Source organism: Rhodanobacter caeni (assembly GCF_039523575.1).
Lineage (GTDB): Bacteria > Pseudomonadota > Gammaproteobacteria > Xanthomonadales > Rhodanobacteraceae > Rhodanobacter > Rhodanobacter caeni.
This window is the reverse complement of sequence record NZ_BAAAFO010000003.1, coordinates 420,626-436,128: the sequence shown is the minus strand read 5'-3', so window position 1 is coordinate 436,128 and position 15,503 is coordinate 420,626. Positions and strand designations below refer to the sequence as shown.

Annotated in this window: 12 protein-coding genes; 5 read left to right on the top strand and 7 right to left on the bottom strand. The window is 65.7% G+C overall.

Going from position 1 to position 15,503, the window contains the following annotated elements; all coding sequences use genetic code 11:
• Window positions 1-8 precede the first annotated feature (8 nt).
• The 3 genes from ABD017_RS10545 to ABD017_RS10535 all read left to right on the top strand — a co-directional run bounded on the left by ABD017_RS10545 (window position 9) and on the right by ABD017_RS10535 (window position 3,748).
• Window positions 9-743 (top strand): ABC transporter ATP-binding protein, encoded by a 735-nt coding sequence (locus ABD017_RS10545; protein WP_343882714.1) that lies wholly within the window; start codon window positions 9-11, stop codon window positions 741-743.
• The gene (locus ABD017_RS10540) at window positions 740-1,948 is read left to right on the top strand and encodes an ABC transporter permease (RefSeq protein WP_343882713.1); all 1,209 of its coding nucleotides are present in this window, start codon (window positions 740-742) and stop codon (window positions 1,946-1,948) included. Before ABD017_RS10545 ends, ABD017_RS10540 begins: the two co-directional genes overlap by 4 nt.
• An 84-nt stretch (window positions 1,949-2,032) precedes the next feature.
• Window positions 2,033-3,748: a dipeptidyl-peptidase 3 family protein gene (locus ABD017_RS10535; RefSeq protein ID WP_343882712.1), complete on the top strand. Its 1,716-nt coding sequence runs from the start codon at window positions 2,033-2,035 to the stop codon at window positions 3,746-3,748.
• A gap of 231 nt (window positions 3,749-3,979) precedes the next feature.
• On the opposite strand, the gene ABD017_RS10530 is transcribed toward ABD017_RS10535, so the two are convergent.
• From ABD017_RS10530 to ABD017_RS10500, 7 genes are all read right to left on the bottom strand, one after another.
• Window positions 3,980-4,594, bottom strand: coding sequence for an FmdE family protein (locus ABD017_RS10530; protein ID WP_343882711.1), 615 nt, complete (start codon window positions 4,592-4,594; stop codon window positions 3,980-3,982).
• A gap of 3 nt (window positions 4,595-4,597) precedes the next feature.
• Complete coding sequence (locus tag ABD017_RS10525; RefSeq protein WP_343882710.1) at window positions 4,598-4,864, bottom strand: DUF2249 domain-containing protein; 267 nt, start codon at window positions 4,862-4,864, stop codon at window positions 4,598-4,600.
• A gap of 91 nt (window positions 4,865-4,955) precedes the next feature.
• Window positions 4,956-5,723, bottom strand: a complete 768-nt coding sequence (ubiE, locus tag ABD017_RS10520) for a bifunctional demethylmenaquinone methyltransferase/2-methoxy-6-polyprenyl-1,4-benzoquinol methylase UbiE (protein WP_343882709.1) — start codon at window positions 5,721-5,723, stop codon at window positions 4,956-4,958.
• Between the two features lie 183 nt (window positions 5,724-5,906).
• Window positions 5,907-8,438, bottom strand: coding sequence for a glycerol-3-phosphate 1-O-acyltransferase PlsB (gene plsB, locus ABD017_RS10515; protein WP_343882708.1), 2,532 nt, complete (start codon window positions 8,436-8,438; stop codon window positions 5,907-5,909).
• Between the two features lie 242 nt (window positions 8,439-8,680).
• Window positions 8,681-9,586 (bottom strand): hypothetical protein, encoded by a 906-nt coding sequence (locus tag ABD017_RS10510; RefSeq protein ID WP_343882707.1) that lies wholly within the window; start codon window positions 9,584-9,586, stop codon window positions 8,681-8,683.
• 129 nt (window positions 9,587-9,715) lie between these two features.
• Window positions 9,716-10,642 (bottom strand): 2OG-Fe(II) oxygenase, encoded by a 927-nt coding sequence (locus ABD017_RS10505; RefSeq protein ID WP_343882706.1) that lies wholly within the window; start codon window positions 10,640-10,642, stop codon window positions 9,716-9,718.
• A 237-nt stretch (window positions 10,643-10,879) separates the two neighbouring features.
• Complete coding sequence (locus tag ABD017_RS10500) at window positions 10,880-11,728, bottom strand: 5'-nucleotidase, lipoprotein e(P4) family (RefSeq protein ID WP_343882705.1); 849 nt, start codon at window positions 11,726-11,728, stop codon at window positions 10,880-10,882.
• 138 nt (window positions 11,729-11,866) lie between these two features.
• Between ABD017_RS10500 and ABD017_RS10495 the strand changes: the two genes are divergently transcribed.
• Both ABD017_RS10495 and ABD017_RS10490 read left to right on the top strand, forming a co-directional pair.
• A complete protein-coding gene (locus tag ABD017_RS10495) occupies window positions 11,867-12,913 on the top strand; it encodes an AI-2E family transporter (RefSeq protein WP_425543715.1) in 1,047 nt (348 codons plus the stop codon).
• 179 nt (window positions 12,914-13,092) lie between these two features.
• On the top strand, window positions 13,093-14,814 hold the full coding sequence (locus ABD017_RS10490) for an RHS repeat domain-containing protein (protein WP_343882704.1): 1,722 nt from the start codon (window positions 13,093-13,095) through the stop codon (window positions 14,812-14,814).
• The last annotated feature ends 689 nt before the right edge of the window (window positions 14,815-15,503 follow it).

Here is a 15,503-nt window from a genome sequence, read left to right as displayed (position 1 = left end):
GCGCCGCCATGATCGAAGTAAAGGATCTGCACAAGGCATTCGGCGACGTGCGCGCCGTGGATGGTGTCGGCTTCACCGCCCGCGACGGCGAGATCACCGGCCTGCTGGGCCCCAACGGCGCCGGCAAGACCACCACGCTGCGCATGCTCTACACCTTGATGACGCCCGACCGCGGCCAGGTGCTGGTCGACGGCATCGATGCCGCCGTCGATCCGCTGGCGGTGCGCCGCCGGCTGGGCGTGCTGCCGGATGCGCGCGGGCTGTACAAGCGCCTCACCGCGCGCGAGAACATCGACTATTTCGCACGCCTGCAAGGCCTGCCCGAGGACGAGCTGCGCACGCGCCGCGAAGCGCTGGTGCAGGCGCTGGACATGGGCGACATCGCCGACCGCCGCACCGAGGGTTTTTCGCAAGGCCAGCGGGTGAAGACCGCGATCGCCCGCGCGCTGATCCACGACCCCGGCAACGTGATCCTCGACGAGCCCACCAACGGGCTCGACGTGATGGCCACCCGCGCGCTGCGCCAGTTCATGCTGAAACTGCGCGCCGAAGGCCGCTGCGTGCTGTTTTCCAGCCACATCATGCAGGAGGTGGGTGCGCTGTGCGATCGCATCGTGGTGATCGCCCGCGGCCGCGTGGTGGCCGACGAAACGCCCGATGCGCTGCGCGCGCAAACCGGCGAGGCGAACCTGGAGGATGCCTTCGTGAAGATCATCGGCAGCGACGAGGGACTGGCCGCATGAACGCCATCCAGCCCAACCGCGTGCGCCGCCGCCGCGCCTTCCTCACCGTGTTCCTGAAGGAGGTGCGCGAGAACCTGCGTGATCGCCGCACCCTGATCAGCGCCTTCGTCACCGGCCCGCTGCTGACACCGCTGATCTTCGTGATGCTGATCAGCGTGTCCATCCACCGCGAGCTGGACAAGGCCGAGCAGCCGCTGAAGGTGCCGGTGATCGGCGCGCAATACGCACCCAACCTGATCGATGCGCTGAAGGCCGGCGGCATCGTGCCGCAGCCGGCCATCGCCAACCCCGAGCAAGCCGTGCGCGAACAGGCGGCGGACCTGGTGCTGCGCCTCAGCGCGGAATACCCCAAGGCCTGGCGCCGCGGCGAGCCGGTGCAGGTGGAGTTGATCTACGACTCCTCCCAGCGCGACACCGGCAGCTCGGTCGACCGGGTGAACCAGCTGGTGCAGTCGTACGCGCGCCAGCAGGGCGTGATGCGGCTGGTGGCGCGCGGGCTGTCGCCCGGCACGGCGTGGCCGGTGCAGGTGGCGCGGCGCGACCAGGCCACGGCCGAATCGCGCGCGGTGCTGCTGTTCAACATGCTGCCGTACCTGTTCGTGCTGACCATCTTCATCGGCGGCATGTACCTGGCGATCGACCTCACCGCGGGCGAGCGCGAGCGCCAATCGCTGGAGCCGCTGTTCGCCAACCCGGTGCCGCGCTGGAAAATCCTGCTGGGCAAGCTGGCGGCGATCTGCACGTTCTCCACCGCGAGCCTGCTGATCTGCCTGCTGGCGTTCTCGCTGGTGGGCCGCTTCCTGCCCACCGACAAGCTGGGCATGGAAATCAACCTGGGCTGGCACTTCGCCGCCAACGTGCTGCTGCTGCAATGGCCGATGATCGTGCTGCTGGCGGCCTTGCAATCGCTGGTGGCCGCGTTCGCCAAGAGCTACCGCGAGGCGCAGACGTATCTGTCGCTGCTGATGATGCTGCCGATCCTGCCCAGCATTCTGTTGATGGTGATGCCGGTGAAGCCGCAGGACTGGATGTACGCCGTGCCGCTGCTGGGCCAGCACCTGGGCATCATCGACCTGCTGCGCGGCACCGGCGTGGCGCCGCTGCACATGCTGCTGTGCCTGGCCGGCACCGCGGCGGCGGCACTGCTGGCGGTGGCGGTCGGCATGCAGTTGTACCGCTCCGAGCGGCTGGCCATTTCCGGCTGAACGGAGCGCGTCTGCGCGCGATCGCCATCGCATTGTCGAGACCGGCGCAAGCGATACCATGAGCCTTTCGCCGGAGGACTTTCCATGCATCGACGCCTGCTTCCGTTGTGCCTGCTGCTTGCGCTGGCGGGTTGTTCATCCGGCCACGATGCGGCGCCGATCGCGCCGGTGTCGAAAGAGGAACTGGCGCCGGCCCCCGCCAGCTCCGCACCGGCGGCTGCCGCAAGCACGGCGGCGGACGGCAGCGTGGCGCAGCGCCTGGCCAGCTATGCGCCGGTGAAACTCGACGCCGACCTGTCCGCGTTCGACAAGCGCCAGAAAAAGATGATCGCCTTGCTGGTCGAGGCGGCCGACAGCATGAACGCGATCTACTGGCGCCAGTCCTGGGGCGACAAGGATGCGCTGCTGGGCAAGATCAGCGACCCGGCCACGCGCGAGTTCGCCGAACTCAACTACGGCCCGTGGGACCGCTTGAACAACGACAAACCCTTCGTCGACGGCATCGGGGAGCGCCCGCCCGGCGCGCAGTTCTACCCGGCCGACATGACCCGCGAGCAGTTCGAGCAATCGCCGCTGAAGGACAAGACCTCGCTGTACACCCTGCTGCGTCGTGACGCCCAGGGCCAGCTGATGACCGTGCCCTATCACGAGGCGTACAAGGCCGAACTGGAGAAAACCGCCGGCCTGCTGCGCGAGGCGGCGAAGCTGGCGCATGACGCGGGCTTCAGGAAATACCTCACGCTGCGCGCCGATGCGTTGCTCGATGACAACTACCAGCCCAGCGACCTGGCCTGGATGGACATGAAGAAAAACCCGATCGACATCGTGATCGGCCCGATCGAAACCTACGAAGACCAGCTCTACGGCTACAAGGCCAGCTACGAATCCTATGTGCTGATCAAGGATCAGGCGTGGAGCGCCAAGCTGGCGCGCTTCGCCAAATACCTGCCCGAACTGCAGCGCGGCCTGCCCGTGCCCGACCGCTACAAGGCCGAAAAGCCCGGCTCCGACGCCGACCTCAACGCCTATTTCGCGGTGTACTACGGCGGCGACGCCAACGCGGGCGCCAAGACCATCGCCATCAACCTGCCCAACGACGAGCAGGTGCAGCTGAAAAAAGGCACGCGCCGGCTGCAGCTGGAAAACGTGATGAAGGCGAAGTTCGGCACCATCATGCTGCCGATCGGCAAGCTGCTGATCGCCGAGGACCAGCAGCAGAACCTCACCTTCGACGCGTTCTTCCAGAACACCATGTTCCACGAGGTGGCGCACGGGCTGGGTATCAAGCAGACGCTGGACGGCAAGGGCACGGTACGCAAGGCGCTGAAGGACCAGGCCTCCAGCTTCGAGGAAGGCAAGGCCGACGTGCTGGGCCTGTACATGGTGGCCAAGCTGGCCGGGAAGGGCGAGCTGGACAAGACCCGGCTGATGGACAACTACGTCACCTTCCTGGCCGGCATCCTGCGCTCGGTGCGCTTCGGCGCCAGCGACGCGCATGCACAGGCGAACATGGTGCGGTTCAACTTCTTCAAGCAGCAGGGCGCCTTCACCCGCGACGACAAGACCGGCCGCTACCGCGTCGACTTCGACAAGATGACCGCGGCGATGACCGCGCTTTCCACCAAGCTGCTGACCATCCAGGGCGATGGCGACTACGAGGCGGCGAAGGAGCTTACCGACCAGCTGGGTGCCGCCGATGCGGACCTGGCCGGCGACCTGAAGCGGCTGGCCGCCGCGCACATCCCCGTGGACGTGCGCTTCGAGCAGGGCCTGGACGTGCTGGGCCTCGGCAAGCCCTGAGCACAGTCGCCCGCTTTGCTCGTCCCCCTGCCCGCAGGGGGAGGTTGGGAGGGGGTGCTCGGGCTGGCGGGGAGATCAAGAGCGAAACCCCTCCCCAACCCTCCCCTGCAAGCAGGGGAGGGAGCAGGCTGAGGTTGGACGGGCATCATCAACCAAGCTGCACGCGTGCTCCTCCCCCTGCGTGCAGGGGGAGGCTGGGAGGGGGTTCGCTCTTCGCCTCTCGGGCAGCGCCTACTGCAGCGGCGTCAGCCGCAGCACGTCGGGGTCATCAGCGTGATCGAGCAACAGCCGCCGCACGCGGTCCTGCCAGGCGTGGCCGAACGCGGCGCGTTGCGCGGTGGTGGCGGCCGGGGAGAGCGCCGCGCCCATCAGTTCGCGCAGTTGCGGGGATGGCGGTATGCGGCCGAGGTCCAGCTCGACGGACACGGCGTCGCCGTTGTCGCGGCGGTGGAACTGCACGGCGCTGGCACCTTTCACCGCGCCATAGCTGAGCAGCGAGCGGCGCACGAACTGGCCTCCAATGCCATGAAAACCGTTGCCGGCGGCCGCGCCGGTGACTAGGGTCAGCACCTGCGCGGTGACGCCGGTGACGCCTTCGTCTTCCGCTGCCGGCATGCGCACGCCCACGCCGCCGCGCTCGGCGGGCTCGTTCGGGTACAGCGCGCGCAGGGCCGCGCGCGCCATCAGGTAGGCGCCCGCCACCGTGGGGCAGGAGTGGCCGGCCAGGCGCACGGCGTCGATGTAGCCGTACTCCATCAGGCCGTCTTCGGCGGCGCCCAGCAGGGCCGCCAGCGGATCGCGCATCGTGATGCGCGGGGCTTCGTCGTAGAACGCAGGGTAGTTCATCGTTTACTCGGCAGGCAGGCCGACGATGCCGAAGTCGATCACGATGGCGCCGGGCTCGCGCTGGCGGTAGGTCACGGTGAGGTAGTCGCCCAGGCGCTCGCGCAATTGCGCGATCAGCGGGATCGGATCGTGATCGTTGATGAAGCGCATCGTCTCGCCCGAGCGCAGCACGCCGATGGCGGCGAAGATGGCCGAATGGCGGAAGCGTCGCGCCACGCCGCGGGCGTCGAACGTGTGGACATGGGCTTCGGTGGGAGCGTCGATCGACATGGTGTTGATACCTCGTGGCAGGAGGTCATCAACATACGCCGCGCTCGGCGCCGGCCCACTGATCTGGATCAGCGGGACGCGCCCGGGCGATCTACAGCTTGTACGCGCGATGGATCGCCACGATGCCGTTGGTGAGGTTGCGCACCTCGACCTTGCCGAAGCCGGCGCGCTCCATCATGCCCTTGAGCGTTTCCTGGTCGGGATGCTTGCGGATCGACTCGGCCAGGTACTGGTAGCTGTCGGCATCGCCGGCGAACAGGCGGCCCAGTTTCGGCAGCACCTTGAACGAGTGGAAATCGTAGAGCGTGTTGAACAGCGCGTTCTGCACCCGCGAGAACTCCAGCACCAGCAGCCGGCCGCCGGGTTTGAGCACGCGACAGATGTCGGCCAGGGCCTTGTCCTTGTCGGTGACGTTGCGCAGGCCGAAGGCCATGGTCACCGCATCGAAACTGTTGTCGGGAAACGGCAGCGCCTCGGCGTTGAGCTGCGCCCAGCGCAGGCCCGACACCAGGCCGCGGTCGGTCAGCCGGTCGCGGCCCACGCCCAGCATGGCGGCGTTGATGTCGCCCACCACCACCTCGCCGTCCGCGCCCACCACCGGTTTCAGCAGCGCGGCGATGTCGCCGGTGCCGCCAGCCAGGTCCAGCACGCGGTCACCGCGGCGCACGCCGCTGATCGCCACGAAATGCCGCTTCCACAGCCGGTGCACGCCAAACGACATCAGGTCGTTCATCAGGTCGTAGTTGCGTGCCACCGAAGTGAACACCTGGCCCACCAGCTTCTGCTTCTCGCCGACGGGCACGTCGCGGAAACCGAAATGGGTGGTGGGGCTGGGGGATGGCGTGGGCTGGTCGGTCATGGGGTGCGATGTTACAGGATGGGTTGAAGTGGTTATGGGGAAAGCGCCCCCTTCCGCCTTCGGCACCTTCCCCCGTAAACGGGGGAAGGAAGTATTCGAGCCTCCTCGAAACAACCAGCTTCCTTCCTCCGCATCGCGGGGGAAGGTGCCCGAAGGGCGGAAGGGGGCGCTCTTAGGCCAGCGCTACGCCACTTGCTCCGCCGCATCGCCGCCGGCTGGCGGCTCCTTCTCGCCGCTGCCCTGGGTGATCTTCAATATCGAATGGCGCACGTCGCGCGACAGGATCACCCGCGCGTCGCGCACCATGCCTTCCAGCGCGCCGTCGTAATCCAGCTTGCCGGCCTCGTCGGTCCACACGATGCGCTGCTCGCGCAGTTTCTGGATGAAGCCGCGGAACAGCGCCTTGTCGAAGAATTCCGGCGCGGACAGTTCATTGAGCAGGCCCAGCCGCTGCGCGGTGAGCGTGCAGGCGGTTTCCAGCTCGGCGCCGGTGATGGTGTGCGGGCCGTGCTTGGCCAGCGCGGCCAGCGTGATGTAGTAGCGCTCGAACGCCTGGATCAGGCCGCGCGCGATCACTTTCAGCTGGAAGGCGCTGTCCTCCTGGCCCGGGCCGCGCTCGATCGTGCGGCCTTCGCTGCGCGATTCCAGCAGGCCGCGGCGCACGAAGAAATCCAGCGTGGCCTCCAGCTGCGCCGCGAAACCGTCGCTGTCCCACGGCAGGAACAGCTCGCCCTGGATGAACGGGTAGATCAACGTGCCCAGCCGCACCACGGTGGCGCGCGCCATGCGCCGGTTGTTGAGGAAACAGCAGGCCACCCACGCCGCGGTGGCGGTGAGGTGCAGCACGTTGTTGCGGAAGTAGCTCAGCAGCACGGCCTGCTCGCCGCTCACCGTCAGCACGTCGCCCAGCGGATGCTTGACGCGCTGGATCCAGCCCATCTGCTCGCCGTAGGCGATGATCCCGGCGGGGTTCATCGGGGTCAGCGTGACGCGGTCGGAATAGGGCAGCTCCTCCAGCAGCGCCTTGTTCAATTCCAGCTGCGCCAGCAGGTCGCTCTCGGCCATGGCGTGCTTGGGCGTGGCCAGCAGCACCAGCGCCAGCAGGTTGATCGGGTTGACGTCGGCGGCGCGGTTGATGTTGACCTGGATGCGCTCGGCCAGCTGGTCGACCACGGTGCCCAGCCACTCCGGCTTCGCGTCGGGGTCGCCGCTGGCGGCGCGCCAGTCGGCACCGGTGGCGTCCAGCAACGGGTTCAGCTCGATCGGCTCGCCGAAGTTCAAGGCCACGTGGCCGTAGCGCTGGCGCAGCACCTTCAGGCCGCGCAGGAAACCCAGCAGGGACTCCTTCTCCTTCGGCTTGCCGCTGAGCTCGCCGATGTAGCTGTTGCCCTCCATCAGCTTCTCGTAGCCGATGTACACCGGCTGGAACAGCACCGGCCGGCGCGGCGCGCGCAGGAACGCGCGCACCGTCATCACCAGCATGCCCGCGCGCGGCGCCAGCAGCCGGCCGGTGCGCGAGCGACCGCCTTCGATGAAATATTCCATCGGCACGCCGCGGTCGATCAGCTGCGCCAGGTATTCGTTGAACACCACCGAGTACAGCGCGTTGCCCTTGAAGCTGCGCCGCATGAAGAACGCGCCGCCGCGGCGCAGGATCGGCCCGATCACCGGCAGGTTGAGGTTCACGCCCGCGGCGATGTGCGGCACCACCACGCCGGAAACGTGCAGCTGGTAGCTCAGCAGCAGGTAGTCGGCATGGCTGCGGTGGCAGGGCACGTAGACCACTTCGTGGCCCGGCGCCACGGCGCGGGCCTTGTCGAAGTGGTGCATCGCGATGCCGTCGTACAGCTTGTTCCAGAAGTTGGACAGCAGGAACGACACCGAGCGCACCACCGGATGCGAGTAGTCGGCGGCGATCTCCAGCACCAGCTTGTGCGCCTTGCGCCAGGCCTTGGCGTGGCTGATCTTTTCCTTGGCGGCGCTGGCGGCGATCGCCGCGCGCACCGGTTCGGCATTGAGCACCGAATCGACCACGGTGCGCCGGTGCGACAGGTCCGGCCCCACCACGGCGGTGCGGATGCGGCGGAAATGGGTGCGCAGCACGCGGGCGATCTTGCGCGCGAAGCGTTCCGGCGCGATGTCGCCCGACTCGTCCAGCACGCTGCGCAGGGACACCGGCGCAGAAAAATGCACCACCGTGTCGCGACCGTTCAGCAGCAGCGCCAGCAGCCGGCGGAAGCGGCCCACCATCACCCAGTTCTCGGAAAACAGCACGCGGAACCAGCCGGTGTCGCGGTTGGGCGCGCGCCCCACATAGATCGATACCGGCACGATCTGGATGTCGCGCTCGGGGAAGCCTTCCAGCGAGTGCACCAGCTGGCCCAGCGGCTCGTTCGGCGGGCGGCTGCGGATGCGGCCGAACAGCCAGCCGTCGCGCCGTGCCAGCGCAAACACCGAGCGCCGCCGGCGGGTGCCGGCCAGCGGCTGCATCGGGCTGGGCAGGCCTGCCTCGCGGCAGGCGCGCTGCAGGATCAGGGCGTCGGAAAAGCCGTCGCGCTCGATCACGTAGCAGACGGGCACGCCCGCCTGCAGCAAGGTGGCCGGCTCGGCCGGGTCGCGGCGGATGCGCACCCACGACTGCAACAACTGCCCGGCCAGGGTGAACCACCAGGGCGCACGGCTGCGCGGGGTCTCCGCGTTCGAAAGATTTGGCATCCGCCTATTCTAAAGGATGGTCCGATCAAGTCTTTGTTCGTCATTCCAGGGAGCCTCGAAAAACCTCCGTCACCCCAGCGAAAGCTGGGGTCCAGCGCCTTCAAGCCATTGAAAAGCAAAGGCACTGGATTCCTGCTTACGCAGGAATGACGGGGAGATGGAGTTATTCGAGGTTCTCTCCAGCGTGCGCCGGGATGACGGCTTGCTCAGGCTCTCTTGAGGGCCGCAACCACCTGCGCCGTTCAGTCCGCGCTGCCGGCCGGTGCCGGCGCGGCGTTGGCCTGCTCCTGGTGCGACTGGCGGGCGTTCTTCAGCATGCTTTGGCTGTACCAGCGGCCATCGACCTCGACCATCTCGGTTTCGGTGGAGAGCGGCTTGCCCAGCAGGGTGTAGTCGATCTTCACCTTGGCGTGGCCGTCCTTGTTTTCCAGCTCGCTGAGCTTGATCGAGTCCAGCGTGTCGTCCACCGACAGGCCATAGATCGCCAGCAACTGCTTGGCGCCTTCATAGCCGATCGCATACTTCTTCATGGCGGTGTCGAAATCCATCGTGCGCAGCGCCTCGGGGCTCTTCAGGTCGAGCTGGCGCACCGTGGTGACGGCCACGTGCACGGCTTGCTTCGCCTTGGCCTGGTCGAACCACGGCGTCTTCTGTGCCCACGGCGTCAGCACGTCGATCACCGCATTGGCCTGGGTTTTCTGCTGCGCGTCCAGCGTGGCGTTCTGCGCGATGCCGCGCTTGACCAGGGCATCGCCCATGCTGATCAGCACCGGCAGCTGATCCTTGTACTGCGCCTCCATCTGGGTGAGCTTGGGCTCCAGCTCGGCGTACAGCTTCTGCTCCGCGTCGGGCGCGGTGAATTTCTGCAGCGTTTCGTCGAAGCGGGCGCGATCCTGCTCGGTGATCGGCGGCTGGTTGGGGTCGCGCTTGGCCCAGTCGGCGCGCAGCGTGGCGTAATCGGCCGGCGGCAGGGCGTGCTTCCACAGGCCGGCGATGTCGCCCTTCTTCAGCAGCTCGACCGAACTCTGCACGGCCGCCACCGGCGTGCTGCCGCCCGGCTGGGTCGGATCGTCCTTGCCATGGCAGCCGGCCAGGACGAACGCGGCCAGCAGCGGCAACAAGGCGTGGCGAACAAGAGGGATACGCATGGGCGGAATCTCGCGGTGGTTGGCAGCAAGGCAAAACGCCGGTGCGCGCCGTGACCGGGCAGGTTAAGGGCCGGCGCGATGCGGAACAAGGGCAGAAGGGTTTCCCCGCCGCCCGTGCGTGCCCGTCGTTCAGCGGCGGAAACGGACGAAGGCGCGCTTGGCGAGGTAAAGGAGATGGCCGGTCAGGCCGGCGTCCTGGGCTTTGCGCAAGGCGGTGTTTTCGGCGTAAAGCAGGCGGATATGGTTGTCCCGCTGGTCGAGCAGGGCCTTGATCGTGGCGGCGTCGGCCGCCGTCAACGTATGGCCTTCGGTCAGGTGCTCGGGCAGTTGCCGGTTGACGTAGTACGTCGTATGTCGATCGGCGATTTCATCGGCGGGCCGATCCTTCGTATAGAAGTACAGGGCGATCGAACGGCGCGTGATGCCGGCATGTTCCGCTGGCAGCCGGATCTGGTCGAACGCATGCCAGGAACGTTCGGACGTCTCGAAAATCACGCCGCGGTTGAAGGCCGGCACGATCGATCGGGCCGGGCTGGCGTCCTTGCCCGGATCGTCGAACAGCTCCAGCTTCCCGCCCCAGGCCGCCTCCCACAGCGGATTGAGGTAGACGATCAGGTTGAGGCGGCGATGCCAGCGTTCGCTGGGATGGAAGTTGAAATCCACATGCGGGTCGAGGCTCATCCCGTTGCGGTTCTCGTGCGTGCCGCCGCCGAGATACCACGGGTCGTAGAGCAGGCCGTCGATGCCGGTGATCGCGCCAATGACCTGCAGGAATTCCGGGCTTTTTATCGCGTCGTCCAGTTGCTGGTAGGCCGGGCCCACGGCGCGGATCTTGTCCAGCGTCGACTTGCCGCCGGGTTTCCCGTCGTCGCCGATGTGATTGCCGCGGTTGAAGTCGGGAAAGCTGGCCAGCAGCGCGCTGGCGAAGGACGGCTCAAGGAAGTCGTCGATCACCACGTGAGGAAACGGCGCATTGGCGCGGAATTGCGCCTGCAGCCCATCGGCGGACGCGAGCACGTGGGGGGCGAGGATCGAGGTGCCAGGCTGTCTGTCCATGCGTTCCGTCGAACAACGTGTGAAAGCGCATTGTACGGGGCCGGCCGGGGCCCACAAAAAGAAAACCCCGCGGGCTGGAGCCTCACGGGGAAATCCGGCAGGGCCGGATGGGAAACGGCCTCGTCCGCAGACGCTTGGTCGGCTGGGGTTGGCGGAACAGATATTACTTTGGCGTGAAAGTTAAGGCAACGCCTTTCTATTGTCGCCTAACATATTGATTTTGGTGATGGCACGCGATCAATAGCGCAGCGCCTCGATCTTCTGCCGCCGGCGTTCCTGCCGCGGCGCACTCCAGCGGTCGTGGAAAAGTGCCGATTCCCAGGCGCCGTAGGTGGCGTTGGGCAGCACGAACCAGCGCGTGCCGATCCACGGCAGATAAGCCGCCATGGCTTGCGAACGCGCCGCGCGGTCGGTGGGGAAATCGGCGAAATCGCCGAGCTGGTCGCCCAGCTGCATCAGCACCCGGTAGTGCCGGCTCACCTGCTGGCGTCGGCAGCTCTTGTCGCTGCCCACCTGGGTGCAGCCGTCCAACACCGTGCCCAGGCCCAGGAACGCGTCCGGCCCGGAAACCGGGAGGCCGACCTTGCGCAGGTTGGCCAGCGTCGCCTGGTCCAGTTCGCGGCTGCGGTTGGAAATGTAGATCACTGCCACGCCGTGGCTGGCGGCGAAGCGGGTGAACGCGACCGCGCCGGGCAAGGCGCGGGCGCTTTCCTCGCGGCACCAGGCCTGCCAGCTCGCCTCGTCGTATTCCTTGCCGCTGCGCACCAGGCGCGCGGCGTAGGGCGAGTTGTCCAGCACGGTCTCGTCGATATCCAGCACCACGGCGGGCGGCAGTTGCGCCGCTGGCGCCACCCGGTCGCCGCTGACCAGCGCGTCCCATTGCGGATCGTGCAGCGCGGTCAGCAACTGCGATTGCGCGTCGCGATAGGTCTGCAGGTAGATCAGGTCGTGCTCGATCGCCGTCTGGCTCCACGCCACCGCATTGAGGTTGTCATCGGCCGGCACCGCGACCGTTGGCGCGGGCATGCTGGCGCAACCGGCCAGCAGGGCAAACGCGAGCAACCCGGCAGGGAGGCGAAGAGTCATGACGATCCTGGGCGTGGGGAAAGGCGTCATGATCGCCGAAGTGGCCGGGGCGAGACATCGGCCGATCGGCATGCATCGCTCTGCCGGATGGCGCCGTCGTTCGCACTACACTGTGCGCCCCCACCCCGAGTGACATGCATGGATCCCGCGCCGTTCCACCCCGCGCCGCCCGTCTGGCGCCCGCCTTCCCCGATGGTGCGCAAGATCAGCTACGTGCTGGCCGCCGCCGCGCTGCTGCTGGTGATGGAGCTGCGCCTGTTGCCCGCGCTGCTGGGTGGCTTGCTGGTGTTCGAGCTGGTGCAGTCGATGACGCCGCTGCTGGGCCGGCGCATTTCCGGCGACCGCGCCCGCGTGGTGGTGGTGGCCGTGCTGGGCGCGCTGGTGGTGGGGCTGCTGGTGCTGCTGATCCTGGGCGCGATCAGCTTCTTCCGCGCCGAGATCGGCAACCCCGAACTGCTGTGGCAACAACAGTTGATGCCGCTGGTGCAGAAGGCCCGCCAGCAACTGCCGGCCGTGCTGATCAACCACCTGCCCGACAGCGTGGACGACCTGCGCGTGAGCGTGATGGACCTCACCCGCAAGCATGCCGGCACGCTGCGCCTGGCCGGCAAGGAGGCGGCGCGCACCTTCGTGCACGTGCTGATCGGGCTGGTGCTGGGTGCCATCATCGCGCTCAGCCGCACACGTCCCGCCCACCAGGTCGGCCCGCTGGCCGCCGCGCTGAGCCTGCGTTGCCGCCGCCTGGCCGAGGCTTTCCACAACATCGTGTTCGCGCAGGTCAAGATCTCGCTGATCAACACCGTGTTCACCGCGATCTTCCTGCTGGGCGTGCTGCCGGCGCTGGGCATCCACGTGCCGTTCGCCAAGACCCTGGTGGTGGTGACCTTCATCGTCGGCCTGCTGCCGGTGATCGGCAACCTCATCTCCAACACCGCCGTGGCGATCGCCGCGCTGTCCATCTCGCTGGGCGTGGGCGTGGCGGCGCTGGCCTTCCTGATCCTCATCCACAAGCTGGAGTACTTCCTCAACGCCCGCATCGTCGGCACCCAGATCCGCGCCCGCGCGTGGGAGCTGCTGGTGGCGATGCTGGTGATGGAAGCGGCCTTCGGCCTGCCCGGCGTGATCGCCGCACCGATCTACTACGCGTACCTGAAAAGCGAGCTGGAAGCAGAGCAGCTGCTGTAACACCGGCGGTCGAAAGAGCTTGCTGCCAGGGTGGCGCCCTGTTCAACACGCCATCGATTGGCCGCCTGGATGCCTAGGCGGCCAACACCACAAAATGTGATCCTGACCCCGCAAGGGCACTGTTCCTCGGATGTCGAATGGTCCAAGGTCGCTCGGCGACTGAGGCTCAGGGGAATGGAGTGCGTCAGTATTTGCAGGGATGGCTGCTTGTGGCGGCGGCGCTGACCACCGCGTACGCATCGGCCGCGCAGCCGACGAATGTCTTGCCCGTTCCAACCGATCGTGTCGACATCTTTCGGTGTGATACGACCTACAACTACACGCCAGGCAACCGCCTTGGCGGCATCGTTTATCCGAGTGGCACGGTCGCCACCTATGGTCGCGATGCAAACGGCAGGGTCAACGCCATCAGCGCTCGATCGGCCGGGCAAACCACCGCCGTGCCGGTGGTCAGCGACGTGACTTACCTGCCCTTTGGCCCGGTTCAAGACGTCGTGTACGGTGACGGCTCACTCACCCTCAAGCGCACCTTCGACCTCAACTACCAGGGGACGGACATTCAGGGGCTGGGCCTGGACCTGCACGTACGCCGCGATGCCAACGGCAATATCGTCGCCCTGCACGAAGGCCGGTTCATCACTCACGCTGCCGAACAGCGCTATCGCTACGACGCTCTGCAGCGTCTTACCGACAAGATTGGCCCCTGGGGCTTCTTCAGCGACCACTACGACTACAACGCCACCGGCGATCGCCAATCGCGCGAGCGGGCGGGGCTGCTGACCGAACGCTATACCTATCAACCCGGTACCCACCGTCTCGGTGGCATCGCCACGCCGGGCTGGCACGGCTGGAAGACGGCCGACGTACTGAGCGACGCCGCGGGCAACATCGTACGCATGCCCCGGCAGGGCCAAGCGTTGGACCTCGATTACGCCGCCAACAATCGCCTGGCCCAAGTGGCCAAGGCTGGCCGGGTCGTCGGCAGCTATGTCTATGATGCCAACGGGCTGCGCGCCCAGAAGACCACGAGCAGCCATGCCCGCCAGTTCATCTATGACGACCAGGCTCACCTGCTGGGCGACTACACACCCGACACCCAGCAAAAGCGCGAATACCTCTGGCTGGAAGGCAACTTGGTTGCCACGCTGGATACATCAGCGCGGGGCGTGTCGATCCACTACGTGGGCACCGATTTCCTCGGTACGCCACGTCGGGTAGTGAATGCCGGCGGTTATCCCGTGTGGGGCTGGGCCTACGCCGGCGAGGTCTTCGGCGATACGCCAGCGCTGGGGTCGTACGACCTGGCCATGCGCTTTCCGGGGCAGTATCACGATGCGGAGTCGGGACTGAACTACAACGTGCATCGGGATTACGATGCGGCGACGGGGCGGTATGTGGAGAGTGATCCTATCGGGCTGCGGGGCGGCCTGAGTTCTTACGCCTATGTTGGTTCAAATCCTGTCAACGCATCTGACTTGTTGGGTCTGTTTCATTTGTCACGCAAATCTGGCCCCGAAGGTGGCGTTTGGTGTGATCATGGTGCTTGGAAAACCTGGGTCAAGGTTCCGGATCAGTACAAGTCCTGTCCGCAAATCGGTATTTGTGCCGTTGCACATGAGCAATCTCACATTGAAGATGTTGACCGAGATAATCCCGGCCTATGTCATTGGTACAGCAATCTAATAGGAGGTCTATATCTGGCTGAAGATACTGACGCAGAAGCCATGGCAACGGAATATAAGGCCTTCAACACTGAGCTCGATTGTCTTGAAAGGTTACTTAAGCAAGAGAAATGTGAGGGTGATGGGTGCCGGCCACTGATTGAGTGGAGAGAAAGCACTATAAAACAGTACTATATTCCAAAAGTTTTGGGCGGGAGCTACGGTTCTGTCGATGACTAGACATGATGATTAGGCGCCGAAATGACAATGTCCAATCCGACAGTTCGTAAGATGGCCGCGATGCTGTGTTGCACCGGAGTCATAGTGGCTGCTGTTTATTTATACTGCTACGAACGAAAGGTCGACTATGACACTCAGCGGGAACACCAGACGCTTGAAATCGCGTGGAGAATAATGAACTTCGATCATGCGCATCATCATCTGCCGGCTGATCTTTCCGCACTTTCGGATGGGCCGATTGGTGGCGTCCCTAACGATCCGAAAACTGGTAGGCAGTACGAATATGCTATCCGCGGAAAACATACATACGAGCTCTGCGCCGTATTTTCCACTACGACCAGAGATCATCTGGGGAGAACGAACCGCGTTCTATATGGCGACCCGATGACGCATGGATATGGCTCGTGGTTCCACGGGAGCGGGCGTCAATGCATGGTCAACACTCTCCCGGTCTGGAAGGTCTATGGCCGATAGCTTCAATCGAATACTTCAGCCAGGCGACTAATGGGGTCAGGTTCACTTACGACTGTTTGAATGGGCGCTGCGTTATAAGAAACAGGGGTCAGTGTGGACTTTCGATGGGCACATAAAGTGCACACTGACCCCTGTTTTGGATTTGGATTATTGGGAGGCGGCATAACAGTTGTGGGCGCTGGGCGAAGCTGTGCGAGGATTCGCCTGGGACACGC

Bases quoted from the DNA above. Each gene is read 5' to 3' on its own strand.
- ABD017_RS10530 (WP_343882711.1), bottom strand. From the start codon at position 4,594: ATGAACTACCCTGCGTTCTACGACGAAGCCCCGCGCATCACGATGCGC.
- ABD017_RS10510 (WP_343882707.1), bottom strand. From the start codon at position 9,586: ATGCGTATCCCTCTTGTTCGCCACGCCTTGTTGCCGCTGCTGGCCGCG.
- ABD017_RS10540 (WP_343882713.1), top strand. From the start codon at position 740: ATGAACGCCATCCAGCCCAACCGCGTGCGCCGCCGCCGCGCCTTCCTC.
- ABD017_RS10505 (WP_343882706.1), bottom strand. From the start codon at position 10,642: ATGGACAGACAGCCTGGCACCTCGATCCTCGCCCCCCACGTGCTCGCG.
- ABD017_RS10525 (WP_343882710.1), bottom strand. From the start codon at position 4,864: ATGTCGATCGACGCTCCCACCGAAGCCCATGTCCACACGTTCGACGCC.
- ABD017_RS10495 (WP_425543715.1), top strand. From the start codon at position 11,867: ATGGATCCCGCGCCGTTCCACCCCGCGCCGCCCGTCTGGCGCCCGCCT.
- ABD017_RS10545 (WP_343882714.1), top strand. From the start codon at position 9: ATGATCGAAGTAAAGGATCTGCACAAGGCATTCGGCGACGTGCGCGCC.
- ubiE (WP_343882709.1), bottom strand. From the start codon at position 5,723: ATGACCGACCAGCCCACGCCATCCCCCAGCCCCACCACCCATTTCGGT.
- plsB (WP_343882708.1), bottom strand. From the start codon at position 8,438: ATGCCAAATCTTTCGAACGCGGAGACCCCGCGCAGCCGTGCGCCCTGG.
- ABD017_RS10535 (WP_343882712.1), top strand. From the start codon at position 2,033: ATGCATCGACGCCTGCTTCCGTTGTGCCTGCTGCTTGCGCTGGCGGGT.
- ABD017_RS10500 (WP_343882705.1), bottom strand. From the start codon at position 11,728: ATGACTCTTCGCCTCCCTGCCGGGTTGCTCGCGTTTGCCCTGCTGGCC.